The 26,186-nt window shown below is 50.6% G+C and carries 19 protein-coding genes, 3 tRNA genes and 1 pseudogene; 10 read left to right on the forward strand and 13 right to left on the reverse strand.

What is annotated here, in order from left to right; translation table 11 throughout:
• Nucleotides 1-141 precede the first annotated feature (141 nt).
• Nucleotides 142-2,274, forward strand: a pseudogene (locus BQ8005_RS13915) (hypothetical protein).
• A 52-nt stretch (nt 2,275-2,326) separates the two neighbouring features.
• Here BQ8005_RS13915 and BQ8005_RS13920 read toward each other — a convergent pair.
• From BQ8005_RS13920 to BQ8005_RS13930, 3 genes are all read right to left on the reverse strand, one after another.
• Nucleotides 2,327-2,399: transfer RNA gene (locus BQ8005_RS13920), tRNA-Pro, on the reverse strand.
• 19 nt (nt 2,400-2,418) lie between these two features.
• Nucleotides 2,419-2,491: transfer RNA gene (locus BQ8005_RS13925), tRNA-Phe, on the reverse strand.
• A 124-nt stretch (nt 2,492-2,615) separates the two neighbouring features.
• On the reverse strand, nt 2,616-3,617 hold the full coding sequence (locus BQ8005_RS13930; protein WP_075318468.1) for a malate dehydrogenase: 1,002 nt from the start codon (nt 3,615-3,617) through the stop codon (nt 2,616-2,618).
• 151 nt (nt 3,618-3,768) lie between these two features.
• Here BQ8005_RS13930 and BQ8005_RS13935 point away from each other — a divergent pair, with 151 nt between their 5' ends.
• A complete protein-coding gene (locus BQ8005_RS13935) occupies nt 3,769-4,605 on the forward strand; it encodes a CvfB family protein (RefSeq protein ID WP_075318469.1) in 837 nt (278 codons plus the stop codon).
• On the opposite strand, the gene BQ8005_RS13940 is transcribed toward BQ8005_RS13935, so the two are convergent.
• From BQ8005_RS13940 to BQ8005_RS13965, 6 genes are all read right to left on the reverse strand, one after another.
• Nucleotides 4,589-6,553 carry a transglycosylase domain-containing protein gene (locus BQ8005_RS13940; RefSeq protein ID WP_075318470.1) on the reverse strand — a complete coding sequence of 655 codons (1,965 nt, stop codon included), beginning with the start codon at nt 6,551-6,553 and terminating at the stop codon, nt 4,589-4,591. The genes BQ8005_RS13935 and BQ8005_RS13940 overlap by 17 nt on opposite strands.
• Nucleotides 6,554-6,599: 46 nt before the next feature.
• Complete coding sequence (locus BQ8005_RS13945; protein ID WP_075318471.1) at nt 6,600-7,928, reverse strand: TolC family protein; 1,329 nt, start codon at nt 7,926-7,928, stop codon at nt 6,600-6,602.
• Nucleotides 7,929-7,953: 25 nt separating this feature from the next.
• Nucleotides 7,954-9,069, reverse strand: coding sequence for an efflux RND transporter periplasmic adaptor subunit (locus BQ8005_RS13950; protein ID WP_021846398.1), 1,116 nt, complete (start codon nt 9,067-9,069; stop codon nt 7,954-7,956).
• Between the two features lie 62 nt (nt 9,070-9,131).
• Complete coding sequence (locus BQ8005_RS13955) at nt 9,132-10,373, reverse strand: ABC transporter permease (RefSeq protein WP_021846399.1); 1,242 nt, start codon at nt 10,371-10,373, stop codon at nt 9,132-9,134.
• 23 nt (nt 10,374-10,396) lie between these two features.
• Nucleotides 10,397-11,656 (reverse strand): ABC transporter permease, encoded by a 1,260-nt coding sequence (locus tag BQ8005_RS13960; protein ID WP_075318472.1) that lies wholly within the window; start codon nt 11,654-11,656, stop codon nt 10,397-10,399.
• Between the two features lie 88 nt (nt 11,657-11,744).
• On the reverse strand, nt 11,745-12,461 hold the full coding sequence (locus tag BQ8005_RS13965; protein ID WP_075319266.1) for an ABC transporter ATP-binding protein: 717 nt from the start codon (nt 12,459-12,461) through the stop codon (nt 11,745-11,747).
• A 207-nt stretch (nt 12,462-12,668) separates the two neighbouring features.
• Between BQ8005_RS13965 and BQ8005_RS13970 the strand changes: the two genes are divergently transcribed.
• Nucleotides 12,669-13,640: an ROK family protein gene (locus BQ8005_RS13970; RefSeq protein ID WP_021846402.1), complete on the forward strand. Its 972-nt coding sequence runs from the start codon at nt 12,669-12,671 to the stop codon at nt 13,638-13,640.
• A gap of 319 nt (nt 13,641-13,959) precedes the next feature.
• On the opposite strand, the gene rplS is transcribed toward BQ8005_RS13970, so the two are convergent.
• Nucleotides 13,960-14,313: a 50S ribosomal protein L19 gene (gene rplS, locus BQ8005_RS13975; protein WP_021846403.1), complete on the reverse strand. Its 354-nt coding sequence runs from the start codon at nt 14,311-14,313 to the stop codon at nt 13,960-13,962.
• Nucleotides 14,314-14,928: 615 nt separating this feature from the next.
• On the opposite strand from rplS, the gene BQ8005_RS13980 reads away from it, so the two are divergent.
• From BQ8005_RS13980 to BQ8005_RS13995, 4 genes are all read left to right on the forward strand, one after another.
• On the forward strand, nt 14,929-15,705 hold the full coding sequence (locus BQ8005_RS13980; protein WP_075318473.1) for a 5'-nucleotidase C-terminal domain-containing protein: 777 nt from the start codon (nt 14,929-14,931) through the stop codon (nt 15,703-15,705).
• 37 nt (nt 15,706-15,742) lie between these two features.
• Nucleotides 15,743-16,594, forward strand: a complete 852-nt coding sequence (locus BQ8005_RS13985; protein ID WP_075319268.1) for a bifunctional metallophosphatase/5'-nucleotidase — start codon at nt 15,743-15,745, stop codon at nt 16,592-16,594.
• Between the two features lie 28 nt (nt 16,595-16,622).
• A complete protein-coding gene (locus BQ8005_RS13990) occupies nt 16,623-19,646 on the forward strand; it encodes a serine hydrolase domain-containing protein (protein ID WP_075319270.1) in 3,024 nt (1,007 codons plus the stop codon).
• Between the two features lie 210 nt (nt 19,647-19,856).
• Nucleotides 19,857-21,854 (forward strand): glycoside hydrolase family 97 protein, encoded by a 1,998-nt coding sequence (locus BQ8005_RS13995; RefSeq protein WP_075318474.1) that lies wholly within the window; start codon nt 19,857-19,859, stop codon nt 21,852-21,854.
• Between the two features lie 222 nt (nt 21,855-22,076).
• Here BQ8005_RS13995 and BQ8005_RS14000 read toward each other — a convergent pair.
• The 3 genes from BQ8005_RS14000 to BQ8005_RS14010 form a co-directional block, all read right to left on the reverse strand.
• Nucleotides 22,077-22,149: transfer RNA gene (locus tag BQ8005_RS14000), tRNA-Lys, on the reverse strand.
• Between the two features lie 94 nt (nt 22,150-22,243).
• The gene (locus tag BQ8005_RS14005; protein ID WP_021847867.1) at nt 22,244-23,359 is read right to left on the reverse strand and encodes an AI-2E family transporter; all 1,116 of its coding nucleotides are present in this window, start codon (nt 23,357-23,359) and stop codon (nt 22,244-22,246) included.
• Nucleotides 23,360-23,378: 19 nt separating this feature from the next.
• Complete coding sequence (locus BQ8005_RS14010) at nt 23,379-23,975, reverse strand: thymidine kinase (RefSeq protein WP_021847866.1); 597 nt, start codon at nt 23,973-23,975, stop codon at nt 23,379-23,381.
• A gap of 108 nt (nt 23,976-24,083) precedes the next feature.
• Here BQ8005_RS14010 and BQ8005_RS14015 point away from each other — a divergent pair, with 108 nt between their 5' ends.
• Genes BQ8005_RS14015 through BQ8005_RS14025 form a run of 3 tightly spaced genes read left to right on the forward strand, consistent with a single transcriptional unit; the run spans nt 24,084 to nt 26,178 of the window.
• Nucleotides 24,084-24,602 (forward strand): hypothetical protein, encoded by a 519-nt coding sequence (locus tag BQ8005_RS14015; protein WP_075319271.1) that lies wholly within the window; start codon nt 24,084-24,086, stop codon nt 24,600-24,602.
• A 7-nt stretch (nt 24,603-24,609) separates the two neighbouring features.
• Entirely contained in the window at nt 24,610-25,287 is a 678-nt protein-coding gene (gene rsmI, locus BQ8005_RS14020) for a 16S rRNA (cytidine(1402)-2'-O)-methyltransferase (protein ID WP_075318475.1), read from the forward strand.
• Nucleotides 25,288-25,317: 30 nt separating this feature from the next.
• The gene (locus tag BQ8005_RS14025; RefSeq protein WP_075318476.1) at nt 25,318-26,178 is read left to right on the forward strand and encodes a Cbp1 family collagen-binding glycoprotein adhesin; all 861 of its coding nucleotides are present in this window, start codon (nt 25,318-25,320) and stop codon (nt 26,176-26,178) included.
• Nucleotides 26,179-26,186: the final 8 nt, after the last annotated feature.

Genomic DNA, 26,186 nt, shown 5'->3' on the forward strand with positions numbered 1-26,186 from the left:
CTGTACTTCCTTTTCGGGCAATTTTGTATGGATAGGGAGTGCGGCCTTTCCTTTTTAGGAAAAGGGTGTTTTCCTGTCCGTATCTCTATGTTTTAGGAGTGCTAAAAGTATCATTTGTTATTTAGATTTGTATTGGATACCATGAAAAAGTTTTTTTATTTGATTCTGATATGCACCTTGGCGGCTTGCGGTGTTGAAAGGCAGGAGCCTATTGATCGCGAGGCGTTGGTGGCGCGAAACAATCCGCAGGTTTCTGCGTTCGATTCATAGGCTTCATTGTCTGTGGGTAATGGGGAGTTTGCCTTTACGGTAGACGTGACGGGTTTGCAGACTTTCCCTGAACGCTATTCCAAAGGTGTGCCTTTAGGAACACAGAGCCAGTGGGGGTGGCATAGTTTCCCAAATCCTCAAAACTTTCAGCCGGAAGATGCGTTGAAAGAGTTTGATTTCGGCCGTGGGCACAAGGAACTTTATGCTTGCCAGTTCAAAGAGACAGGGCGTCAGCAAGATGCTTCCAACTGGTTGCGGATGAATCCACATCGTCTGCATTTGGGTGTCGTTGGTTTGGAATTGGGAGATAGTGTGGAGGTAGAAGACTTGACTGATGTTCGTCAAAGTCTTGATATGTGGAAGGGAACAGTAAGTAGCAATTTTACACTGAATGGTGTTGACTACGAGGTACAGACGGTGTGCCATCCCACTTTGGATATGATTTCGGCAAAGGTTGTGGATGAGGCCCGTTCGGGCATTAATCTTCGTTTCCCTTATCCTACCGGCCAACATTCAGACGATGCTTGCGATTGGAAGGCCAATGACAAGCATGCAACGGAAGTGGTGCGTCAGGATGCTCAATGTGCGGTCTTGAAGCGTACATTGGATGAAACATCTTACTACGTGACTCTCTCTTGGGAAGGAAAAGCCCATCTGTTGGAGAAAGAAAGGAACTATTACATTCTGGAACCTGAAGCGGATACGTTGGCTTTCTCTTGTTGTTTTACCTCCGAACTTCTTAAGGAAACGTCCGATGCGTCTGTAGTTGAAACGCTACCGACTTTTGAAGAAACTTCCGTCGAGAGTGCCGTCCATTGGAAAGAGTTTTGGACAAATGGTGCTGCCGTTGATTTTTCTCATTGCACCGATCCTAGAGCTAAGGAGTTGGAACGTCGCGTGGTATTGTCCCAATATCTTCTGGCTATTCAATCTGCTGGTAGTTTTCCGCCACAGGAAACAGGTTTGACATATAATTCTTGGTTTGGAAAATTTCATCTGGAGATGATTTGGTGGCATCAGTCCTGGCTTGCTTTGTGGGGGCATGAGAATTTGTTGGAGCGTACGTTAGGGTGGTATGAGGCGGTTGAACCCGTTGCTCGTGAGATAGCTCGTCGTCAAGGTTTTGAAGGCGTACGTTGGATGAAAATGACAGATCCCAGCGGAATGGAAGCTCCTTCGAATGTGGGTTCTTTCCTGATATGGCAACAGCCTCATTTCATTTATTTGGCCGAATTGGTTTATCGTGCCCATCCTTCAGAAGAAATTATCCGTCGTTATAATCGATTAGTGCAGGAGACGGCAGCTTTCATGTATTCCTTTGCTACGTATGACGAAATGGGGGCACGTTTCCTCTTGAAAGGATGCATTCCTGCTCAGGAAACTCTTCGTGCTGCTACCACTATCAATCCTCCTTTCGAACTTTCCTATTGGCACTATGCCATGCAAGTGGCTCAGAAGTGGCGCGAACGGGCAGGCATGGAGCGCAACCTGGCATGGGACGAACTGATAGACAAACTCTCCCCTCTGGCTTATAATGAGGAAGGATTGTATTTGGCTTCAGAAGATGCTATGGATACATATAAAGATATACGCTTCACGAGCGATCATATGGCTGTATTGGGGGCCGTAGGAATCCTGCCGATGAATTCTTTGATTCGAGAAGATTATATGAAAAATACGCTCCATTGGGTGTGGGACAATTGGAATTGGGGAAAGACCTGGGGATGGGACTATCCGATGACCGCCATGAATGCCGCCCGTATGGGTGAACCTGAGAAGGCCGTAGGTGCCTTGTTGATGGAGAAACGCACTAATACATACTTACTGAACGGGCATAATTATCAGGATGGGCGTCTACGTTGTTATCTGCCTGGTAATGGTGGCCTTTTGACGGCTATTGCCATGATGTGTGCCGGATGGGATGGATGTGAGGTGGATAATCCTGGTTTTCCGAAAGATGGTACATGGGATGTGCGTTGGGAAGGACTGAAGTCCATGCCTTGATGGGGATGATGTAAAAAATACGGCGGATGAAAAATCATCTGCCGTATTTCAGTCGGAATGAGGCGACTCGAACGCCCGACCCCTACGTCCCGAACGTAGTGCGCTACCAACTGCGCTACATTCCGATAATTTATGGGGAAAAAGTGGTGTCACCAGGAATCGAACCGGGGACACAAGGATTTTCAGTCCTTTGCTCTACCAACTGAGCTATGACACCATTTGCTTTTGCTTGATTGCGGGTGCAAAGGTAAATCTTTTTTTTGATACTACAAACCTTTTCTTGGAAAAAAGTATAAAAAAGGTGCCTCTCGTGTGGGAGGCACCTTGAAAAATGGGGAATATCAATCGATGTTCGGGTTGATGCTGTGCCAATCTTTGATGGCAGGCAGAACGCCCATTTCGATAACTTCGTCACGCAGGGTGCAGAGATGTTTGTAGCTTTCCTGCAACTTGGCTTCTTCTTCGGGCGTACCGTTCAGCTCTTTGTAGTGAACGCCGTCCTTAGTGATTTCTGTTTCCATAGCCATCATGATGTGGTCGAAGCCGTGGCTATATACATAGGTACCTGCAGGCCAACGGAACGGTTTTCCCCCCATAGCGGCAGCAATCATTTCGATGGAAACGTATGCAGGGCTCTGGAAAGAAGAGCGGCCACGCAGAGCGATGATGTTGGCACCGCCTTTAGTTACCTTTGTCTGGATTTCAGCCCATTGTTCCTTGGTCAGTTCGGGTGTGCCGATGATGTCGAGCAACGGTTTTCCATCAACCTTGGCAGTAGAAGCATAAACGGCCATCTGCTCGCCATGACCACCATAAGTACGGCAATTTTCGATCTTGTCTGGAGACATGTTGAAGTGTTTTGCCAGTTCGCTACGCAGACGGGTGCTATCCAATGCGGCCAGTGTAGTAACCTGAGAAGGTTTCAAACCAGAATACAACAGGGTGATCAGACCAGTGATGTCGGCAGGGTTGAAGATAACAACTACATGTTTTACGTCGGGGCAATATGCCTTTACGTTCTTACCGAATTCTTCGGCGATGGCGGCGTTTCCTTTCAGCAAGTCTTCACGAGTCATACCAGCTTTGCGGGCAGCTCCACCTGAAGATACTACATATTTAGCTCCTGTCAGAGCTTCTTTGATGTCAGAAGTAAAGGTCAGGTTCAGTCCTTCGAAACCGCAATGAAACATTTCTTCTGCTACACCTTCCAAGCCGGGAGCATACGGATCGTACAGACAGATGTTCGGAGTGAGACGCATCATGATGGCTGTCTGGGCCATGTTAGAACCAATCATACCGGCTGCGCCGACGATTGTCAATTTCTCATTTGTAAGGAATTCCATAATTTTGTTATTTAAAGGTGAATAAATAAGTTCTCTTTTTAATTCCTGTTGCAAATATAACGCTTTTCTCATAGAGTTGTTCATATAAAAAAGTTATCTTTTAGATTGAAATGTTATAGCTTATCCTTACCTTTGTCGCAAAAGGCATTTTATGGAAATTAATTTAGGAAAATACAATACGTTACGCGTAGTGAAAGAAGTGGATTTTGGCATGTACCTTGATGGAGGCATCGAGGGCGAAATTCTTCTTCCTAAGCGTTATGTCCCTCGAGGTTGCAAGCCTGGTGACGATTTGGAAGTTTTCATTTATTTGGACCAGGACGAGCGGTTGGTGGCGACTACTCAGAAACCTTATGCGCAGGTAGGCGATTTCGCATGTCTGGAGGTGTCGTGGGTCAATCAATATGGCGCTTTTCTCAACTGGGGATTGATGAAGGACTTGTTTGTACCCTTCCGCGAGCAGAAAATGAAGATGGAGGTGGGCAAAAAGTACATCGTTCATGTGCATCTGGACGATGAAAGCTTCCGTATTGTGGCTTCGGCCAAGGTGGATCGATACTTGTCGAAGGAGAAGGCGGACTATAAGTGTGGCCAGGAAGTAGAGGTGCTGGTGTGGCAGAAGACCGACCTGGGTTTCAAGGCCATTATCGATAATAAGTATAGCGGCCTGCTCTATGAGAGTGAAATCTTCCAACCCTTGCATGTGGGGATGAAGCTGAAGGCTTATGTGAAGCAGGTGCGCGAGGATGGCAAGATCGATCTCGCTTTGCAAAAGATGGGCCAGGCGGGTGTAGAAGATTTTGCTTCCATCTTGCTGGAGCACATTCGTAGTAACGGCGGGTATACGACGCTCAATGACAAGAGTCCGGCTGAAGAAATCTATGCCCTCTTTGGCGTAAGCAAGAAAGTGTTCAAGAAGGCCGTAGGCGATCTGTATAAGAAGCGTTTGGTGGTGCTGGACGAAAAGGGCATCACTCTGGTTCGGTAAAGCGATGGCTTTCCGAGGAGGAAGGCTCTGGCTTCGAAAGTGCGAATGACTCCTTGGCGGGGCCACGAAGCACCACGTTGGCTATGTCCACCCCTTCGGCCTGCGCTTCATTGATGATGCCCTTCGCGGCCAGTCGCTGGGCTATAAGGCGGAAATATCCCTTCTGGCTATCTTTCAATCGTCCGTCAGGGGTAAAGGAGTTCTTGAAATGTTTGGGCTTGGGGATGATAGAAGCCAGGTAGATGGATTCTTCCAGCGTCAGCTCGGATGGGCGTTTGGCAAAGTAGAAGTCGGCTGCTTCGTGGATGCCATAGACGAGCGGCCCCCATTCGGCGATGTTCAGGTAAACTTCGTACATGCGTTCTTTCGATGTGAGCCGTTGGTGCTCGATGAACCACACGATAAGTGCTTCTTCCAACTTGCGGGCGATGTTTTTGTTGCGGTTCAGAAAGACGTTTTTCACCAGTTGCATAGAAATGGTGCTCCCTCCGCGGGCAAAGCGATGGACTTTGAGGTCTTGTATCAGAGCCTCGCGTAGGGCGTCGGGCAGGAAGCCCTGATGATAGAAGAAGGCTCCGTCCTCGCTTTGTAGGACGGCCATCTGAAGGATGGCTGGTATTTGGTTCAATGAAGTGAAATGTTCCCATGAAGGTCCTACGGCAAAGGTACGTACGGGCCGATCGTCTTCGTAGGCGGTATATTCAAACTCTTCTGCCATTTTGCTCAGGTTCGTGTGGCCATAACTTTCGATGTGTACATCCTTTCCTTTCAATTCAGATTCCAACTTAAGGCTGTCCAAGTGGGCAAAGTCTACGTCGAGCAGGAAATGGTAGGCCAGCTGACCTTTGATGCGGATGTCGTCCAGGTTGTCGAACAGGCCACGGGGTAATGACGTGAAAAGGTCTTCGGCAGGGAACCAGGGCTTGTCCGTAGCAGAGGTCAGATGCCAGTATCCGTTCTTCTGTTCTACCTTCAGGTAGGGATGGAAGTCCAGACGGTTGAAGCGTACAAGGCTGGTACTATCCAGTTCGATGGAGGTAGGAGCGATGTTCAGATGAAACTCCAGCCGACCGTGGTCGAGGTTGACCAGTTCAGGTGAGAGGCGTCGGTGGTAGACTTTCAATCCATTGACTTCTGTTTGTCCAATAAGGCGAGTCAGCTCTCGTCCAAGGCGTTGTTGTTCGAAACGGCACGTCAGACTATCGAAGCTGACTTCGGCACCCAGACGTCGTTTAAGGTAGGGCAGGGTGATGTGGGGTGCGTGCAGAGTAGCGCTTAGCCGACGGTCGGAGGGATTGATTTCGCCCTCGGCCTGCCAGCGTTGCACGTAGTGGTCTTCGTCGGCTACGATGTCCGTTCGGAAGCGATGGTCTTGGATGTTGAATTGGGGGATATGGAGGTTGACGTAGTTATTGTCTTTTTGTTCGGTGATATTCAGGTGAGTTAGTGTGCCATTTCCCGGCAGGAAACCAAAGACGAGGTCGAGCAGCTTGTTGATGCGGAGGGTATAATCTTCTTCACTTCGTGGCGTGGTGGAAGGAGCGGATGCATCAGCCTCCGACGTGGGTCGGAAAAGAAAATCATAATTGGCTTCGGAACCATGCTTGACAAAACGCACGGCCAAGCTATCTAACTGAAGGTGGCGTATTTGTACATTGCCTTGGAGAAGTTCCCATAGGCTGAGTCGTGCTTGAAGCGAACCGAGGGTTAGGAGAGTATCTCGTTCATGTGGAACGATGCTCAGTCCTTCGAGCAACACGGTGTTGATGCTTTTGAAGGTGAGGTGTCGGTAGCGGATGTCGAGTTCGTGGCGTTTGCCTACGGAGGCCAGCCGTTGCTCGACCACGTGGTTCAGAAGGACGTTGCGGAGAATGTAACCTCCCGCCGTCAGGAGGAGCAACAGGCCGATGAGGCCTGTTGCTATGCGGAGAATGCACTGCTTTTTCATCTGTAAACCTATGCTTTAGCAGGTGCAAAGATATCATTTATTTTTCTTATTCGATAGGTACCCCCTTGTAGAAGTCCAATATCTTGGTGCGGAACAGGTAGTCGTACTTGGCTTGGAGCTCGTCGCTTTGTGCCTTCATCAGGTTTTGTTTGGCTTCGTTGAACTCCACGGCGTTGGCTTTGCCATTCTCGAACTTCTGTGTCATCAGGCGGAAGGACTCTTCGCTGGCCAAGGCGGCCGCATGGCTACTGGTATATTTGCTTTCGGCGGCGGTGGCGTTGTACCAGGCCTGCTGGATTTCCTTGTAGAGCGTCTTCTTGGCGTTGTCCAGCTGGAGGGCGTAGTTCTCCTGCTGGAGGCGGGCGGTGCGAACACGGTTGCGCGTGGCCAGGCGGTTGAAGAGGGGTACGCTGAGGCTCACGCCCAGGTACTTGCTGAAGTTGTCGCCCATCTGCTGGCGGAAGGTGCGGTTGATGGTGGAGTAGTAGCTCGTACCCAGACTTCCGTTGAGGCTCAGTTGCGGATAATAGCCGCTTTGGGCGATGCGGACACTACGTTTGCTTCCCTCCAGACGGTATTGGGCGGCTTGGATGGAAGCCTTGCCAGTGAGGGCTGTCTGATAGATATCGTCGGGCGGGGTGATGGGCGACGGTGCGATGGCCGTAGAGGGTGATTCGAGCACGAAGCCTTCGGGCGACTCAAGTTCGATGAGCTGGCTCAGGGTGAGCAGGGCGAGGCGGTAGTCGTTTTCGGTTTGCACGGCCGTCATGCGGTCTTGCGCCACGCGGGCCTTGGCGTCGGCCACTTCGGCACTCGAAGCCTTGCCCACGCCTGCCAGTCCTTCGATGCGCTTGCATTGCTGGAGGCTCAGTTCCACCTGCCCGAGGGCCACTTCGTGGAGCTCCTGGTTGAAGAGCACCTGCAGATAGGCCGAAGCGATGTTGATGGAGATGTCTTCCTTGGCCTTCTCGAGGTCGGCGGTGGCGGCCTTCAGGTTCAGCTTGGCCAGGGCATACTGGTTGGGCAGTTCGAGGCCGGTGAAGAGGGGGATGCTGGTAGAGAGTTGCATGTTGGTGCCGTTGCTGGCCGTGTTGACGTAGACGGTGGAGTAGTCGCCGGTCGTCTCGTCGGGCACGGCGGTTTGCGTACGTCCCCAGTTCCAGCTTTGGTTGGCTCCTCCGCTCAGGTTGGGCAGGCGGGCCCACTTGGCGGTGTTCACTTCGACGGCGCTCTGCTCGGCCATGTTGGCGGCCTGGCGGATGTCGATGTTGTGTTCGATGGCATGGTCGATGCATCGGCGCAACGACCACGTCTCTTGTGCCTGAAGGCCTGTGGCGAGGCAGGCCAGTGCGGCTATGGCGGATAGTTTGTTCATATCTGTATAAGTAAGGTTTTAGGGGTTAGTCTTCTTTTTCCTGATTCTTGGTGTTGTTGCGTATCAGGTCTTTGTCGGTGATGCCACTCTTGACGGCTATCTGAATACCATCGCTCATGCCCACTTCGATGGGTTGGCGGCGGAAAACCTGCTGGGGCACGCTATCGGTCAGCACATAGACAAAGGTGCTGTCGTCCTTGAACTCCACGCATCCTTCAGGGATGGCGAGGGCCTGGCTGGCACGTTCGAGCACGATTTCGCCGTTGGCGGAGTAGCCCGAGCGAATGACCACCGTATCGGGAACACTAACGGCCGCTTTGATCTCGAATTGGTTGGCGCCATTGTCTTCGGTCGATTTGGGCGCGATGTACTCCAGCGTAGCTTGGAAGGTGAGGTCCTGCAGGGCGCCGATGGTAATCTTGACGGGCATGCCTTCGCTCACGCGTCCCACTTCGGTTTCGTCGATGTTGCCGCGGAAGATGAGGTCGTTCATGTCGGCCACGGTAGCGATGGTCGTACCGTCGTTGAAGGTGTTGCTCATGATGACCGAGTTACCCACCTTGACAGGCACGTCGAGGATGAGGCCCTCGATGGTGGAGCGTATCAGGGTGCTCGAGAAGGAGGCGCTGCTCTGCGTGATGCCTTCCTTCACAATCTGCAGGTTGTCCTTGGCGGCCTGAAGCTCCTCGCGGGCCTGCTTTACGGTCACTTCGCCCTTCTCGTACTCCTCGGAGCTGATGAGCTTGTCGGCGTAGAGCTTCTCGAGGCGGGCAAAGTCGGTTTCGGCCTGGCGCCCGTTGATTTCGGCCAGGCGTACGCGGCTCTCGGCGGCGTTGAGCGTACCCAGTTCGGGGATAACTTTCACCTTGGCTATCACTTCGCCCTTCTTCACCTTCTGGCCGGCTTCCTTGTAGACTTCTTCGATGATGCCCGATATCTGAGGCTTGATGAGGACTTCGTCTCTCGGCTCTATCTTGCCGGTGACGACGGTGGTCTTTTCCAGGTCGGCCACGGCGGGGCGGACGGTGTCGTAGAGGGTGACTTCGGGTTGGGACTTCTGGTACAGGAACACGAAGGTCCAGATGAAGATGCCGGCCACGATGACCAGCAACGCGATTTTCAGAATCTTTCTTGTTTTCATGTCGGATATGTTTTTTTGTTTTTATTTCTATAATAGGATGGAGTAAATCGGAGGTGGAACAACTATTCGTCGCGTATCGCCTCTATCGGCTTGATGGCCATGGCGCGGTAGGCCGGCGCGAGCCCCGCCAGCACGCCGAGGGCAATGAGCAGCACGCAGGTACCCACGGCCATGCCGAAGCTGACCTGATAGTGCGTCTCGACGACACCCTGCGGATTGGCCGCCGCCTCGAGCACCTGGAGCACCAGCACGGCCAGCGAAATACCCGCCATGCCTGCCACGGTAGTCAGTACCATGCTCTCGGAGAGTATCTGCTGGAGAATGTCGCGCGGACGGGCTCCGATGGCACGTCGGATGCCTATCTCGGTGGTGCGTTCGCGCACGGTGACCATCATGATGTTCGACACGCCGATGGCTCCTGCAAAGAGCGTGCCCAGCCCCACCATCCAGATGAGGATGTGTACGCCCGTCATCAGGGCATCCATCATGGAGAACATGGCTTCCACGTTGAGCATCATCACCGCCTGCTGGTCGTCGGGCGAGATGTAGTGGGCGGCCTTGATGGTTTGCTTCACCTGCTCTTCCACGTCGGCCACCTTCACTCCAGGCTTCATGGTGAAGCACACGAGCTCGACGGTGTTGCCCAGGTTGTACATCTTCTGCATCGTGGTATAGGGCAGGGTGACGGCTTCGGAAGCCTGTCCCTGTATGTTGACGTTGCCCTCGGACGAGCACATGCCCACCACGCGATAGTAGATGCTATCTACCTGTACGTACTTGCCGCAGGGGTCGCCTCCCTTGGGGAAGAGGCTCTCGTAGACACGCTTGCCGATGACGCACACCTTGCGTGCTTCGCGGATGTCTACGTCGTTGATGAAGCGTCCGTAGGCCATTTCCTGATGTTCTATCTGTTCGTAGTCGGGGTAGAGCCCTTTGACGCTACAATCGTATTTGTTGCCCTCGTAGATGGCCGTTTTGCCCCATTGGGCTACCGAGGGAGTGGAAATCTCTATGGGGGCCAGTTTGCCGATGCGCTCCACGTCGGCCATTTCGAGGTCCCAGCTTCGTCCTTTGCGGAAGCCTTTGTAGGCCTCGCCCGTCTTTTGGGCGAAGATGAAGCCCGAGTTGGTGGCAAAACCTTCGAATTCTTTACGCAACTCCTGCTCCATGCCCTGGCCGCCTCCCATGAGGGCCACGAGCATGAAGATGCCCCAGAATACGCCGAAGGCCGTGAGCAGGCTTCGCGTCTTGTTGCGGGTGATGGTGACGAGGATTTCCTCGCAGGTATCTTTGTCTATTTTCATAATGCCTAATTTTCAATTATCCATTAATCCGCCCTCAATGCCTCGATGGGCTTGATTTTTGTGGCCTTACGGGCAGGGAAGAACCCGGCCAGCGTGCCGGCTACGATGAGCGTCACTGTAGCCTGTATGGCGATGCGAAGGTCTACCGTCGGGTCGCTGAACATCTTGGCCTGGAACATGCTGGCATCCATCGTCTGGTTGCCGAAGGTGTTGTCCATCCACTCCGTCACGCCGATGCCCGCCACCATGCCGATGTAGCCGAAGAGGGTGGTGATGACGACACTCTCCACGATGATGAGCCACAGGATGGAAGCCGGCTTGGCGCCCAGTGCCTTGCGGATGCCGAACTCGTGGGTGCGCTCGCGCACGGTGATGAGCATGATGTTCGACACGCCCACGATGCCGCTCAGCAACGTGAAGATGCCGATGACCCAGATGGCCGTGCGCAGGATGCCCATGGCGTTCATGGTGCGCAGGTAGTCGGTAAAGCGGTTCCATATCCAGATGGCGCCCGTGTCGTCGGGCGAGAAGCGGTGGTTGGCGCCGATGACGCGGCGGTATTCCGCTTCGAAGGCTTCGTTGCTCTTGAGGGAGGTCAAGCCGTCGGTGGTCAGGAGGATGTTGTTCAGCTTGTTGCCCTTGTTGTAGATGGTCTGCAGGGTGCTGAAGGGGATGTAGGCTTCGCTCGGTTCGCTGTTGCCCTGGTCGTTGTAGATGCCCACCACCTGATAGGCCACGCCCCCGGCGTTGACAAACTGGCCGATGGGCTCGGTGTGGGTCTTGCCGAAGAGGATGTCGGCCGACTTCTGGTGGAGGACGATGACCTTGCGCCGCTCCTTCAGGTCGATGTCGTTGATGAAGCGCCCCTCGGCGGTCTTCACGGCCTCGATTTCCGTGTAGTTGGGGTGTACGCCCAGCAGGGAGAGGTTGACGTACTCCTTGCCGAAGCTGATGTTGAGGCCGCTCTGGCGCACGGTGGCGCCCACGCTGGTCACGTTGTCGGGGAATTGCGTTTCGGTGTCCGTCAGGTCGCGGTTGTCCAGCTCGATGCGCCGCCCTTCCTTCAGGCCGTCGTACGACTGGGTGGTCCAGCCGGGGAAGATGCGGATGGAGTTGAGCGCCCGCTCGGACGAGTTTTGCTCGAAAGCATGGATGAGGCCGTTGCCCGCGCCCAGCAGCACGATGAGCATGAAGATGCCCCACGCCACGGCAAAGCCCGTCAGGAAGGTGCGTAGCTTGTTGCGCCGCAGGGTGCCGTATATTTCTTGCCAAAGGTCAATCATGGGAATTGAGAATTGAAAATTGATAATTGTGATAATTGTGATTTGTGATTTGAGAATGGGGGGCCATTCTCCATTTTCCATTAACCAATTACTTCATGAACCCGTCGCGGCCGAAAGGCGAAGCGTCGTGGTTCAGGTTCTCTTCGATGGTGCCTATCACGCCGTCCTTGATGTGGATAATCTTGTCCGTCTGGTTGGCCACGCCGCTTTCGTGGGTCACGACGACGATGGTCATGCCCGTCTGGTGGAGGTCCTTCAGGATTTGCATCACTTCGACCGAGGTCTTGCTATCGAGGGCTCCCGTTGGCTCGTCGGCCAGGATGATTTGTGGACGGGTGATGAGGGCGCGGGCGATGGCCACGCGTTGCTTCTGTCCGCCGCTCATCTCGTTGGGCATGTGGTGGGCCCAGTCCTTCAGGCCCAGGCGGTCGAGGTACTCCATCGCCAGGGTGTTGCGTTTCTTGCGGCTCACGCCCTGGTAGAACAGGGGCAGGGCCACGTTCTCCACCGCGTTCTTGAACGAGATGAGGTTGAACGACTGGAAGATGAAGCCTATCATGCGGTTGCGGTATTCGGCGGCGCGTGTCTCGCTCAGGTTCTTGATGAGCGTGCCGTTCAGGTAGTATTCGCCCGTGTCGTAGTTGTCCAGTATGCCCAATATATTAAGTAAGGTGGACTTTCCCGACCCCGATGCACCCATGATGGATACGAACTCTCCCTTTGCGATATCCAGATTGATGCCCTTCAGAACGTGGAGCGGCGCTCCGTTGTAGTAGGTCTTGTTGATGTCTTTTAGCTGTATCACGGCTTTCTTCGATTTTATGCTTGTTTTCGCTATTAGACGCACGTATGTGATAAAAAGTTGCAAAAGATACGGACTTTTTTTCTTTTTTTCTGCTAACGTGTGCATGTCGGGTATCTTTTTTTTAGGGAAAAGATTTTGTTGTTTCGTTTTTCTTTGTCAAATTTGTAACCAACATTAATATTAACCCTTTAAACAAAAGAGAATATCATGAATACGAACATGGAGAAACCCTATGTGGTGGGTATCGACATAGGCGGTACGAATACTGTATTTGGCATTGTAGATGCGCGTGGAACGGTGATTGCAAGCAGCTCTATCAAGACGGGCGCTTATACGGAAGTGGAAACATACGTGGACGAAGTTTGCAAGAACCTGCTTCCCCTGCTCGAAGCCAATGGCGGAAAAGATAAAATCAAGGGTATCGGCGTGGGTGCCCCCAACGGCAACTATTATACGGGTACCATCGAGTTTGCTCCCAACCTTCCGTGGAAGGGTGTCATTCCCCTGGCTGCTTTGTTCGAAGAGCGCCTGGGCATACCGACGGCTCTGACCAACGACGCCAACGCGGCCGCCATCGGCGAAATGACCTACGGCGCGGCCCGTGGTATGAAGGACTTCATCATGATCACGCTGGGTACGGGCGTAGGTAGCGGCATCGTCATCAACGGCCAGCTGGTTTATGGCCACGACGGATTTGCCGGCGAGCTGGGCCATGTCATCGTGCGCCGCGAGAATGGACGTGTCTGCGGTTGCGGTCGCAAGGGATGCCTCGAGACCTATTGTTCGGCTACGGGCGTGGCACGCACGGCCCGCGAGTTCCTGACGGCCCGCACAGAGCCTAGTCTGCTCCGCTCCATCCCGGCCGAGAACATCACGTCGAAAGATGTGTACGACGCTGCCGTGAAGGGCGACAAGCTGGCTCAGGACATCTTCAACTTTACGGGTACAATCTTGGGTGAAGCGCTGGCCGATGCTATCGCCTTCTCGAGCCCCGAAGCCATCGTGCTCTTCGGCGGTCTGGCCAAGTCGGGCGACTACATCTTCAAGCCTATCCAGGAGTCCATCGACAAGAACGTGCTCAACATCTACAAGGGCAAGACCAAGTTGCTGATGTCCGAGCTGAAGGATGCCGATGCGGCCGTGCTGGGTGCCAGTGCGCTGGGCTGGGAGCTGAAGTAACCGCTTTTGTAAGAAATTGAAAGAACTGGCACAACGGGTGCGGGGGAAATGATCGTCGCCCGTCTGTGTCAGTTATTTTTATGCTGTAATGCAAGGCCTGTCGTCGCTTTGGAAGGAGGTGTAGACTAGCGTCCGCTTGTGAATTTTTTCGATGGAAACGGCAATTTTTGCATCTGTGCCTGTCTTCGGAAGTCTCATTTTGGGCGGATTTTGCTGGAGTGGGGTGGACGATAGCCTTCGCTTTTTGTTATAAAAAAGGGAAGCCTCCGTATGTGGAAGCTTCCCTCTTTTATTTTGTTCTGGCCAGACGGCCTTGGCCTTAGGCGTTGGCTCTTTTCTCTTTGATACGAGCTTTCTTGCCGGTGAGGTTGCGCAGGTAGTACAACTTGGCGCGACGAACTTTACCGATCTTGTTCACCTCGATGCTGTCGATAGCCGGTGATTCGATGGGGAAGATACGTTCTACACCTACAGTACCCGACATCTTGCGAACGGTGAAACGCTTCTTTTCACCATGGCCGGAAATTTTGATAACAACGCCGCGATACAGCTGAACGCGTTCCTTGTTACCTTCTACGATACGGTATGCTACGGTTACGGTGTCACCTGCCTTGAAGCTGGGGTGCTGCTTGCCGGTAGCAAATGCTTCTTCTGCAATTTTAATTAAATCCATTGTTCTAATTGGTTAAATTGTTATCGTTACTACGCAACATACCAGGCTTCTCTCTGTTTTTCCTGACAGCGATTGCGCGAAAGCGGATGCAAAGGTGCGAATTATTTGTCGGATACACAAATGTTTGGCGCTTTTTTTGTGCTTTTGCGAGGAAAAGCCGGCCGTTCGTCTTTGTTGAAGGACTGGTTTCTCGTGGTGAATGGTTGGGTGCGGGTGCTGGTGTGGTGGGATCGTTTGTCTCTTTTTCTCTTTGCTTGTTTAGATGTGATGTGTTGAATATTTTCTTAGCCTGTTTCTTCTTCCTCTGATCACGATTATCACAAATCACAAATCACAATTAGCCGAAACGATTTTTACCTGTTGTACTAAAAGAGAAGTGTTAAATAATTTAATATTATATATATATTATATATAATATATATATAATATTATTTTTCGCTCCCGCTTCCTTTGGCTGGGTTGGAAATCTATTTTCGATAATTGTGATTTGTGATTTGTGATATTTGTGACGCTTGAAGCGTAGGTTGGAACATGTGGTGTTCTTGTGGATGATGCCTATTGCTAGTTCCGATTTTTTTTCGTATTTTTGTGTCGGTTTAAAAATACGATGAACGCATGGAAAAGAAAAATACATACTCGAAGTGGATGGCGGTGGTGCTGCTGGCCTGCGTATGCGGCTTGGTCTCCTGCCGTGCGGAATACGAAGTGACGAAGGTGGAAGGCACGCGGGTGGCGATGGACGCCACCTGGGATGCGGAGCCTGACAAGGATGCCCTGGCGCTGCTGGAGCCCTACAAGGCTGGGGTGGATAGCGTGATGGGCGAGGTGAAAGGCGTGGCCGCCGTGTCGATGGACCGCTTCCGTCCCGAAAGTCCCCTGTCCAACCTCATAGCCGACGTCTTGCGCCAGGCCGCCGCCAGCGTGCTGGGCCGTCCGGCCGACGTGGGGCTGGTCAACGTGGGCGGCATTCGCAACGTGCTGACCGAGGGCAACATCACCACGCAGAACATCTACGAAATCCTGCCCTTTGAAAACTCGCTCTGTGTGCTCACGCTGGGCGGAGCCGACCTGAAGGAGCTTTGCGCCAACATCGCCGCCCGTGGCGGTGAGGGGGTGAGCGGGCTGAACCTGGTCATCGATGCCGAAGGCCACCTGCTCGAGGCGAAGGTGGGCGGACAGGCCATCGACGAGGGGCGCACCTACACCGTGGGCACCATCGACTTCCTGGCCGAGGGCAACGACGGTATGGCGGCTCTGACCCACGCCAGCCAGCGCCAGTGTCCCGAGGGAGCCACGCTCCGCGGCCTTTTCATGAACTACGTGGAGCGTGAGACGGCTGCCGGACGGAAGATAGAGGCGCGCATCGAAGGCCGTGTGGTGATGAAGAAATGAACAATGTAAACTCAAGAAAGAAAGGATTATCGCAATGATGAAACGAATCTATATGCTGCTTTGGCTGGCCGGATGCCTGGCACTGAGTCTCTCCGCCCAGCAGACAAAAGAACTCTATCTGCTCCAGACGAGCGACATGCACAGCCGTGTGGAACCTCTGGCCGCCGATGCCGCCGACGCCGATGCCGGTAAGGGTGGATTGGCCCGCCGTGCCGCCTTCGTCCGCCAGTTCTGTGCCGAACATCCCAACACGCTCGTGCTCGATTGTGGCGACATCTCGCAAGGCACGCCCTACTACAACTTCTACAAGGGCGAGGTCGAAATCCAGCTGATGAACCACATGGGCTACGACGCCATGACCATCGGCAACCATGAGTTCGACTTCGGCATGGAGAACATGGCCCGCCTCTTCCGCATGGCCCGCTTTCCGGTGGTCTGCTCCAACTACGACGTGACAGGTACGCCGCTCGAGGGACTGGTGAAGCCCTATGTGGTCATCGAACGCGACGGCTTGCGCATCGGCCTTTTCGGCCTGGCTCCCCAACCCGAAGGACTGATACAGGCCGACAAGTGTCAGGGCGTGGTTTACAAAGACCCCATCCCCGTGGCGCAGGAGATGGCCGACCTCCTTCGTAACGAGGAACATTGCGACGCCGTCATCTGCCTGTCGCATTTGGGCATCCGCGGTATCGATCCCAAAGCCATGAGCGACGAGAAGCTGGTAGTGGCCACTTCGGGCATCGACGCCATCCTTGGCGGACACTCGCACACGTTTATGGAGACTCCCGCCTTCTACCCCAATGCCGAGGGGCGCGAGACGCCCGTGTTCCATACGGGCAAGAACGGCGTGTATGTGGGAGTGTGGACATTGACGTTAACGAAAAAATAATCTCTCAGCCGCTATGGAAAACACTTCGTTGAAACGCATCTGCCTGCTGGCCGTCCTGATATTGTTCTTTGTCAACCGTCCTATGTCCGATGCCCAAAGCGTGCCTGCTTCCACGCCCCGCGGAGAGGCTTCCTTCCTCTATGCGATGAAAGACGATGCTGGTTGCCGTCAATGGGTGGACTCCGTCATGCAGACCTTGAGCCTGCGCGAGCGCATCGGCCAGCTTTTCATCTATACGATTGCTCCCACACAGACCAAGGCAAACGTAGATCTCCTGCGCAAGGTGGTGAAAGATTACAAGGTGGGCGGCCTCTTGTTCTCCGCCGGCGAGGTGCCCGATCAGGTGGCGCTGACCAATCTGGCTCAGGAGTGGGCCGACGTACCTCTGATGATCACCTTGGATGGCGAATGGGGCCTGGCCATGCGCCTGAAGGAGACGCCCCGCTTTCCTCGCAACATGGTGCTGGGATGCATCGCCGACGATAGCCTGCTCTACGAATATGGGCGCGAGGTAGCCCGCGAGTGCCGCGAGATGGGCATCCACGTCAACTTTGCCCCTGTGGCCGACGTGAACATCAATCCCTCGAACCCCGTCATCAATACCCGCTCCTTTGGCGAAGACCCCGCGAACGTGGCCCGCAAGGTTGTGGCCTATGCCCGTGGCCTCGAAGACGGAGGCGTGGTTTCTGTAGCCAAGCATTTCCCTGGTCATGGCGATACGAACGTCGATTCCCACAAAGCCCTGCCCACGTTGCGCTTCTCGCGCGAAAGATTGGATAGTGTGGAGCTTTATCCCTTCCGCCAGGTGATAGACGCGGGGCTGAACGGCATCATGGTGGGCCATCTGGCCGTACCCGCGCTGGAGGGTAGGGAAGGAGTGCCTACTTCCCTCTCGCGCAAGATTACACACGACCTCCTCGTCGATGAACTTCGCTTCAAGGGGCTGGTCTTTACGGACGCCCTTGCCATGAAAGGCGTTTCGGGTAGCGCTTCCCTCTGCCTCGAGGCGTTGAAGGCGGGCCATGACCAGTTGCTCGTGCCGCGTCGCATCAAGGAAGATGTCGATGCGGTACTTCGTGCCGTGAAGCACGGCGAACTTTCCAAAGAAGACATTGCGCGCCGATGCCGCAAGGTGCTGACCTACAAATATGCGTTGGGCTTGAATCGGAAACCTTTCGTACGCCTGTCGGGACTCAGTACGCGGCTCAATACGCCTCAGGCGCGCGACCTTGTGCGCCGCTTGAGTCTGGCGGCCGTCACCGTGCTGGGCAACGAGGAGAAGACCTTGCCCTTGGATCCTACATTGAAAGACGTGGCCGTAGTCAACGTGGGCGACCATGCGGAGCTGATGCCCTTCATGCAAGCCCTGCGTCCCTATGCCGAGCCCGAGCGGTTCGACGTGGCGCGTGGCATGAACGCCTCGCAATGTGCTGCGTTCCAGAAACGACTTGCTTCCTATCGTCGGGTACTGGTGTGTGTCACTGAGGACAATCTGGACGCTTATCGCACTTTCTTTGAAACCTTTGCTCCAGAAGTCCCCGTGGTTTATGTTCTTTTCGTCCAAGGTTATCGGTTGGAGTCGTGGATGGACGGATGCCTCAAGAAGGCGTCGGCCGTAGTTCTGGCCCATGCCTCCGACGAAGAGGTGCAACAGGGCGTGGCGGATATACTCTATGGCGTAGCGGGTGCCGACGGTCGTCTTTCGGCCAGCATCGGCGAAGCTTTTGTTGCAGGCGAGGGCATCACCATCGAGCCGCGCACGCTTCCCCACTACAACCCCGACGAACATGGCATGGATGCGGGCATTCTTTCTCAGATTGACGACATCGTGGAGGAGGGTATCCGCAAGGGGGCTTTTCCTGGTTGTCAGGTCGTCGTGTGGAAGGATGGGCACGAGATGTTCAACAAGGCTTTCGGTACGCAGGAGAAAGGAGGAAAGGTTCCCGTGGAGGCAACCGACGTCTACGACCTGGCTTCGCTTACCAAGATGACGGCCACTCTGCTGGCCGTGATGAAACTCTATGATCAGGGCCTTCTTAGCTTGACCGACTACGCTTCGACTTATCTTCCTTTCCTGAAGGGGACGGACAAGGAGCGCATCACTATTCGCGAATTGTTGATGCACGAGTCGGGTTTGCCTTCTACTATCTTGTTCTATCAGGATGCTATCGACAAGGAAAGTTACGCCGGCACGTTGTTTAAGGCGAGTGCCGATCGTCTCCACACCGTCCGCCTCGGACGTAAAACGTGGGGCAATCCCCATTTTCGTTTCCGTGCAGGGTTGACTTCTCCTTTCAGGACTGATAGTTGCACCATCCAGGTGTCCGATAGCCTTTGGCTCCAAGCCTCCTTCAAGCAGGAGATGATGCGGAAGATTGCCGATGCGCGCCTTCGCGACAAACGTTACCGCTATAGTTGTGTGGGTTTCATCCTTCTCCAGCAGGTAGTCGAAGCTCGTACGGGCCTTTCGATGGATGAATTCCTTCACAAAGAGTTTTATGAGCCGATGGGATTGACACATACAGGTTTTCGTCCTTTGGCTTTCCTGTCTGCCCGCCACATCGTACCTACTTCGACCGACGCCTTCCTGCGCAAGACTACTTTGCGAGGCTTTGTCCACGACGAGTCGGCCGCTTTTCTTGGTGGGGTGTCGGGCAATGCTGGCCTGTTCTCGAATGCTTCCGAAGTCGCCGCCCTTTGCCAGATGCTGCTCGACGACGGGGTCTATCAGGGCAAGCGTTACTTGAGTGCCGAGACATGCCGAACGTTTACGACTCAGACTTCACGCATCAGCCGTCGGGGATTGGGTTTCGATAAGCCTGGCAAGGCCAATGAGCGCTTCAGCCCTTGTTGTGAATCTGCTCCTGCTTCCGTCTATGGCCATACAGGCTTTACGGGTACTTGTGCCTGGGTCGATCCCGACAATGGTCTTGTCTACGTGTTTTTGAGCAATCGTATTTCTCCCGATGTCTGTAACAATCTGTTGATGGAGCTTGATGTGCGTGAACGTATTCAGGAGACGATATACCGAGCTTTGCGCACAGGAAGATGATAGAGAAGGTTTATCGATGGCACAACTTTGACTATGCATTTATTATTAAAAATCAACAATCTTGTTTATAATATTCATATATGTTGTAAACGTCTATAGTTTGACTTTTCTTTGATGTTGATGAAGTAATTTGTAGTCAAGAGCTGTGGTTTTGCTTGATTAACTTTATGAGATAGTTTTAGATTTTATAATTTAAATATTGTTTTGACAATGAAGAAGGCTGTTTTATTGTTATTATTGTGGTGCGTATTAGGAATTTCAGTGTACGCCCAAAAAAGTTTTGTTTTGAAATCTCCTGGGGGAAATTTATCTACAACAATTGTGGCTGGTGAACAATTGACATACGATGTCGTTTGTAACGGTCGCCAGATAATGGCTCCATCAAATATTTCCATGACTTTGGATAATGGAACGGTGTGGGGCACTGGTGTTCGTATTCAAAAAAGTCGGCGTAAGAGTGTGGACGAAACGGTGTTTTCTCCATTCTATCGCGCTGCTCAAATTAGAGATCATTATAATGAATTGGTTTTATTCTTTAAAGGACATTATCGAGTCGAATTTAGAGCATATGATGATGGGATTGCCTATCGCTTTGTAAGCGATGTGGAAAAGCCTTTTAATATTGTTTCGGAACAATCTGATTTTAATTTTCCTTTTGATGCGGTAGCTTCAGTTCCATATGTCAGAAATTGGAATGAAGATAACCCTGACGCTCAGTTCTTTAATTCATTTGAAAATGAATATACAACTACATCTTTATCTAAGTTGCATAAACAAAGGCTGATGTTTTTGCCTGTAGTTGTGAATGTAGGCGAAGGTATGAAGATGTGTATAACAGAAACTCATTTGGAAAATTATCCAGGACTTTATTTGTCTGCTTCCCAGGGAAGCAATCGGTTGAGTGCGGTTTTTGCTCCTTATCCAAAGCAGTTAAAACAAGGCGGGCATAATCAGCTTCAGATGTTGGTAACTGAACGGGAAAATTATATAGCCAAAGTTGAGAAAGCGCGTACGTTCCCTTGGCGTATAGCTATTGTTTCTACTTCGGATAAGGATTTGGCCGCTTCCAATCTGAGTTATCTGTTGGCCGCTCCTTCACGTGTCGACGATACTTCGTGGATTAAGCCGGGTAAAGTAGCATGGGAATGGTGGAATGATTGGAATTTGGAAGGAGTTGATTTCGTGACGGGAGTAAACAATGAAACCTATAAAGCTTATATTGATTTTGCGGCATCTAAAGGGATAGAATATGTTATTTTGGATGAAGGATGGGCCGTAAATTTGAAAGCGGATTTGATGCAGGTTGTCAAGGATATTAATTTACGCGAATTGGTGGATTATGCCAAGCAGCGTAATGTAGGCATTATTCTTTGGGCTGGATATTATGCTTTTGATCGTGATATGGAAAACATATGCCGTCATTATTCGGAAATGGGAATAAAAGGCTTTAAGGTTGATTTTATGGATCGCGACGATCAGATTATAACCGACTTTAATTATCGTGCAGCTGCAATGTGTGCTAAATATAAGTTGGTTCTTGATTTACATGGGACGTCTAAACCGGCAGGCTTGAATCGAACTTATCCTAATGTGCTCAATTTTGAAGGTGTAAATGGATTGGAACAATTAAAGTGGAATCCAGTATCTTATGATCAAGTAAAATATGATGTTATGCTTCCCTTTATTCGTCAAGTTGCTGGACCTATGGATTACACTCAAGGAGCTATGCGTAATGCAGCTAAGGGACATTATTATCCTTGCTATTCTGAACCGATGAGCCAAGGTACGCGTTGTCGTCAATTGGCGTTGTATGTAGTGCTGGAGTCTCCGTTGAATATGCTTTGTGATGCTCCTAGCAATTATATGCGCGAGCCAGAATCTACAGATTTTATAGCACAAATTCCTACTGTATGGGATGAAACGAGAGTTTTGGAAGGTAAGATGGGCGAATATATTGTAACTGCTCGTCGTAAGGGAGATGTTTGGTATGTAGGTGGAATTACTGATTGGAATACCCGTGAGTTGACTATTGATTTGTCTTTTTTGCCTGAAGGCAAATATCAGCTTGAACAATTTTGCGATGGAGTGAATGCTCATCGTAAAGGAACGGATTATCGTAAACAAGTTGGTGAGTTATCTTTCGATAGAAAGATTCAAATAAAAATGTATCCAGGTGGTGGATATGTAGCTAAAATCCAGAAGAAGTAGATTTGATAAGATTGAAAAAATCGAAAAACTTAGGGGCGTGTCGGAATGATATTATTTATGTATCAAATTTAGACGCTGCCCCTGTTTTTTATGAAAACTGTTTATATGAAATGAAGTAATATCCGCTGACCCTTGATCTGGTTTACTGAATATCCCCATGTAAACCGGCGCAATTCAAGCATAAAAAAAAGAGCTACTTTTGTGTAACTCTCTGATTTTAAGTGATCCGCTTGGGGCTCGAACCCAAGACCCCAACATTAAAAGTGTTGTGCTCTACCTGCTGAGCTAGCGAATCAAACCTTATTGCTGTTAAGCGGGTGCAAAGATAGTCATTCCTTTTTAAATAGCAAATATTATTAGCGTTTTTATTTTATTCCTTTGGTTGATATTTATTCATGTGTTTGATTTTTAGAGCTTTCTGTATGTTCGATTTTCTCCCGATCGATAATAAATCTTTGGTAATAAGAAAGCATAAGTGTGGTTAACGGTAGCGCTATAATCATGCCTAACATTCCCATCAGTGAACCCCATATGGAAAGTGAAAGCAGGATGATAGCCGGGTTTAGCCCTGTTATCTTACCCATTACACGTGGTACAATGAAACCGTCTTGAATGGCTTGTACAACAGCAAATACGGCAAGGGCTGCTGCTAAAATGATCCAAAAGTTTCCTCCTGTATCGGCTGCTTTCAAGATAGCCAATATAATGGTTGGGATAAAACCGATAATCTGTAAATAAGGGACAAGGTTAAGAAGACCTATGAATAGCCCCAGGCCGATAGCTAAAGGGAAATCAATGATGAGGAAACCGATGCTGAATAAAATGCCTACACATAATGCGACAAATGCCTGACCGCGAAAGTATTTGTTCATGCCTTCTTTTACATCGTTCATAATGCCTGTCAGGAAGGGACGGTATTTTGCCGGAAGTAAACGTGGCCAACCTTCGGAAATACTTTCATAATCTAACAATATGAATACGATGTAGAGTAAGATAATGAATATCGTGAATACTCCATATATAAGGTTGATGGATTCTGTGACCAATGACCATAAAGGAGGTACAGCTTCTTTCAACATATTCAGTAGGTTTTTTTCTTGAAAAAGTTGTTTGAGTAATGCCGGGTCTATGTTTTCTCGTAGAAAATCTGATAGACTACGTGGTACATTGCTACCATAGCTGCTGTCTGTAAAATAGGCCATCAGCAGATCTTTGACTCGACTGAACTCTTGGACCATTGGGGGGACCAACAGATAAAAAGCTGCTGTCCCTATGGCAGCTAATAAAAGGAGAGCGCAAAATATAGAAAGAGCCCTGTTCCTTAATTTCAACCGATGTTGAAAGAATGTTACTAACGGATAAATCAAATAAGCGGCCAACCATGCGATGAAAAAGGGTAGTAGTACGCTGCTAAGCCTTTTCAAAAGCATCAGAATGGCAATGACAACGCCGCAAATGATAGCGCCGCGTATAAAGCTGTCGAAAGTGATTTTCTTACGTTCCATAATGCGCGAATTTGGTTTTTCATTTCTTGCTGTCTTCTTGGATTGCCTTCAAATAGCATGTGCGGCATAGGGGCTCATATTGAGCCGTTTCTCCGAGAAGCACTTGCTTGTCATTTTTTACTGTGCGATGCGAGAAGGAGGCCAGTTGTCCACATTTGACACAAATGGCATGTACTTTCGTCACCTCATCGGCTATGGCGCATAGGCCGGGCATGGGGCCGAACGGGATGCCACGGAAGTCCATGTCGAGGCCTGCGATAATGACTCGAATTCCATTATTGGCCAGTTGGTTGCAGACGTCTATCAGGCCATTGTCAAAGAATTGGGCTTCGTCTATACCGACTACGTCAATTTCAGATGCAAAAAGCAGGATAGTGCCTGATGAATCAATGGGAGTTGAAGCAATGGAATTGCTGTCGTGTGACACTACTTCGGCCTCTGAATAGCGTGTATCGATGGCTGGTTTAAATATTTCGACCCGTTGTTTGGCAAACTTCGCTCGTTTCAGTCGTCGGATAAGTTCCTCTGTCTTACCCGAAAACATTGATCCACAGATGACTTCTATCCGTCCACGTCTGCTGGTTTCCTGTATATGATCTTCTGAAAAAACGTTCATCCCTTTGTTGTTATAATCCGTACAAAAGTAATCATTTTGTTCTCTTCCTCGTATTTTTTCATTATTTATTTCTACATTTGTACCATTAATAAGTATGCAACGAAGGATATGCAGAAACTGTTAGATGATATAAGGACAGAAATGGATGTCCTGAAAGGGAGTATCGGACGTATGGAACAGCGTTTGGACGAATTGCAGAATAAATTTGCGGAATTGAATAAATTGCTGCAGACTGGAACAAGGTCCCAGACTCCCGAAGCCGTCGTAAGGCAGGAAATCGTAGAAGAGAGAGAACCGATATCTACCAGGCAGGAAGTGAAAATCACGGAACCTTCTTCTGCTCCTGTACACGTGTCTGAAGAGCAGCCCTCTCCGTCGGCCATATTGGGCGAACGGATAAAACCTGCGACTGACTTGCGCCATGCTGTCAGCCTGAACGATTCGTTCCGTTTTACTCGTGAATTGTTTGGCGGAGATGCTGCACGGATGAATCGGGTATTTGCAGAATTGAATGCAGCCGTTTCCTTTGAGGAAGCCATAGCTTTGTTTCAAAAAGAAGTACCTGTTGACGAGGAGAACGAAGCTGTTGTGGATTTTGTTGAACTTTTGCGTAAGTGTTTCAATTGAACGGATTATGGGAAAACTATACATTGTCCCCACACCGGTAGGTAATCTGGAAGATATGACTTTCAGAGCTATTCGTATTTTGAAAGAGGCTGATCTCATTCTGGCAGAGGACACGCGTACATCCGGCATTTTGCTGAAGCATTTTGAAATAAAGAATGCCATGCAATCTCATCATAAGTTCAATGAACATAAAACGGTTGAAAGTGTTGTTAATCGTATAAAGGGAGGTGAAACGGTAGCGTTGATATCAGATGCTGGTACGCCGGGTATATCCGATCCTGGGTTTCTGGTGGCACGCGAATGTGCGAGGAATGGAGTAGAAGTGGAATGCTTGCCGGGGGCTACAGCTTTTGTGCCGGCTTTGGTCGCATCAGGGCTACCGTGTGACCGATTTTGTTTTGAAGGCTTTTTGCCTCAGAAAAAAGGACGTATGACGCGCCTGAAAGCATTGGCCGAAGAGTCGCGAACGATGGTGTTTTATGAATCGCCTTATCGTTTGGTAAAGACCTTGACGCAATTTGCCGAATGTTTTGGAACAGAACGGCAAGCTTCTGTTTCAAGAGAAATTTCAAAGGTGCATGAAGAAACCGTACGTGGTACCTTGAGTGATTTGGTTGCCCATTTTACGGCCAATGAACCTCGTGGCGAAATAGTAATAGTGATAGCAGGAATAGACAAAGAATAAAAACCAACTTTAAACGTTAAAACAAAGCGTATGAAAAAATTAGCTTTTTTGGTAGTATGTGCGGCCGTTGTGGCTTCATGCGACAATTTTACAGGTGAGAGCAAAGACCAGTTAAGGGCCGAGAATGATTCTTTGAAAGTTGTATTGGGCCAGCGTGATGCTGAGTTAGACGAGATGATGGGTACATTCAATGATATTTCTGAAGGTTTCCGGCAGATTAATGCTGCTGAAAATCGGGTGGATCTGCAGCGTGGTTCGGTCGCAGAAGGTTCGTTGAGTGCTCGTCAGCAGATGGCTTCTGATATAGAATTCATCCGCAAACAGATGGAAGAAAACAAGCAGCAGATTGAGAAACTGCAACAAATGCTGAAGAGTAGCAAGACAAACTCGGCACAGCTGAAGCGTGCAGTTGAACAATTGACACAGGAATTAGCCGATAAAGCTCAGCGGATTGAGGAATTGCAGGCAGAGCTGGCATCAAAGAATATCCGTATTCAGGAACTGGATGCTGCTGTTACCGACCTGACGACACAGAAGGAGCAGCTTACTGCAGAAAACGAAGCCAAAGCCAAGACCGTTTCCCAACAGGACAAGGCGTTGAATACAGCTTGGTTTGTTTTCGGAACCAAGAAGGAACTGAAAGACCAGAATATTCTTAAGAAAGGTGAGGTGCTTCAGGATGCCGAAGTCAACAAGGACTATTTTACAGAAGTCGATATCCGTACGACCAAGGAAATCAAGTTGTATTCCAAGTCGGCTGACATTTTGACTAACCATCCTGCCGGTTCCTATGCATTCGAGAAAGATGATAAGAACCAGCTTACACTGAAGATTACCAATCCGCAAGAGTTCTGGAGTGTTTCCAAATATCTTGTGATCCAGGTGAAATAAGCTGTAGA

Source organism: Bacteroides togonis (genome assembly GCF_900130135.1).
Taxonomy (GTDB): domain Bacteria; phylum Bacteroidota; class Bacteroidia; order Bacteroidales; family Bacteroidaceae; genus Bacteroides; species Bacteroides pullorum.

Bases quoted from the DNA above. Each gene is read 5' to 3' on its own strand.
- rplS (WP_021846403.1), bottom strand. From the start codon at position 14,313: ATGGATTTAATTAAAATTGCAGAAGAAGCATTTGCTACCGGCAAGCAG.
- BQ8005_RS13985 (WP_075319268.1), top strand. From the start codon at position 15,743: ATGAAACGAATCTATATGCTGCTTTGGCTGGCCGGATGCCTGGCACTG.
- BQ8005_RS13980 (WP_075318473.1), top strand. From the start codon at position 14,929: ATGGAAAAGAAAAATACATACTCGAAGTGGATGGCGGTGGTGCTGCTG.
- BQ8005_RS14005 (WP_021847867.1), bottom strand. From the start codon at position 23,359: ATGGAACGTAAGAAAATCACTTTCGACAGCTTTATACGCGGCGCTATC.
- BQ8005_RS13930 (WP_075318468.1), bottom strand. From the start codon at position 3,617: ATGGAATTCCTTACAAATGAGAAATTGACAATCGTCGGCGCAGCCGGT.
- BQ8005_RS13940 (WP_075318470.1), bottom strand. From the start codon at position 6,553: ATGAAAAAGCAGTGCATTCTCCGCATAGCAACAGGCCTCATCGGCCTG.
- BQ8005_RS14010 (WP_021847866.1), bottom strand. From the start codon at position 23,975: ATGAACGTTTTTTCAGAAGATCATATACAGGAAACCAGCAGACGTGGA.
- BQ8005_RS14015 (WP_075319271.1), top strand. From the start codon at position 24,084: ATGCAGAAACTGTTAGATGATATAAGGACAGAAATGGATGTCCTGAAA.
- BQ8005_RS14025 (WP_075318476.1), top strand. From the start codon at position 25,318: ATGAAAAAATTAGCTTTTTTGGTAGTATGTGCGGCCGTTGTGGCTTCA.
- BQ8005_RS13945 (WP_075318471.1), bottom strand. From the start codon at position 7,928: ATGAACAAACTATCCGCCATAGCCGCACTGGCCTGCCTCGCCACAGGC.
- BQ8005_RS13970 (WP_021846402.1), top strand. From the start codon at position 12,669: ATGAATACGAACATGGAGAAACCCTATGTGGTGGGTATCGACATAGGC.
- BQ8005_RS13995 (WP_075318474.1), top strand. From the start codon at position 19,857: ATGAAGAAGGCTGTTTTATTGTTATTATTGTGGTGCGTATTAGGAATT.
- BQ8005_RS13950 (WP_021846398.1), bottom strand. From the start codon at position 9,069: ATGAAAACAAGAAAGATTCTGAAAATCGCGTTGCTGGTCATCGTGGCC.
- BQ8005_RS13960 (WP_075318472.1), bottom strand. From the start codon at position 11,656: ATGATTGACCTTTGGCAAGAAATATACGGCACCCTGCGGCGCAACAAG.
- BQ8005_RS13955 (WP_021846399.1), bottom strand. From the start codon at position 10,373: ATGAAAATAGACAAAGATACCTGCGAGGAAATCCTCGTCACCATCACC.
- BQ8005_RS13935 (WP_075318469.1), top strand. From the start codon at position 3,769: ATGGAAATTAATTTAGGAAAATACAATACGTTACGCGTAGTGAAAGAA.
- rsmI (WP_075318475.1), top strand. From the start codon at position 24,610: ATGGGAAAACTATACATTGTCCCCACACCGGTAGGTAATCTGGAAGAT.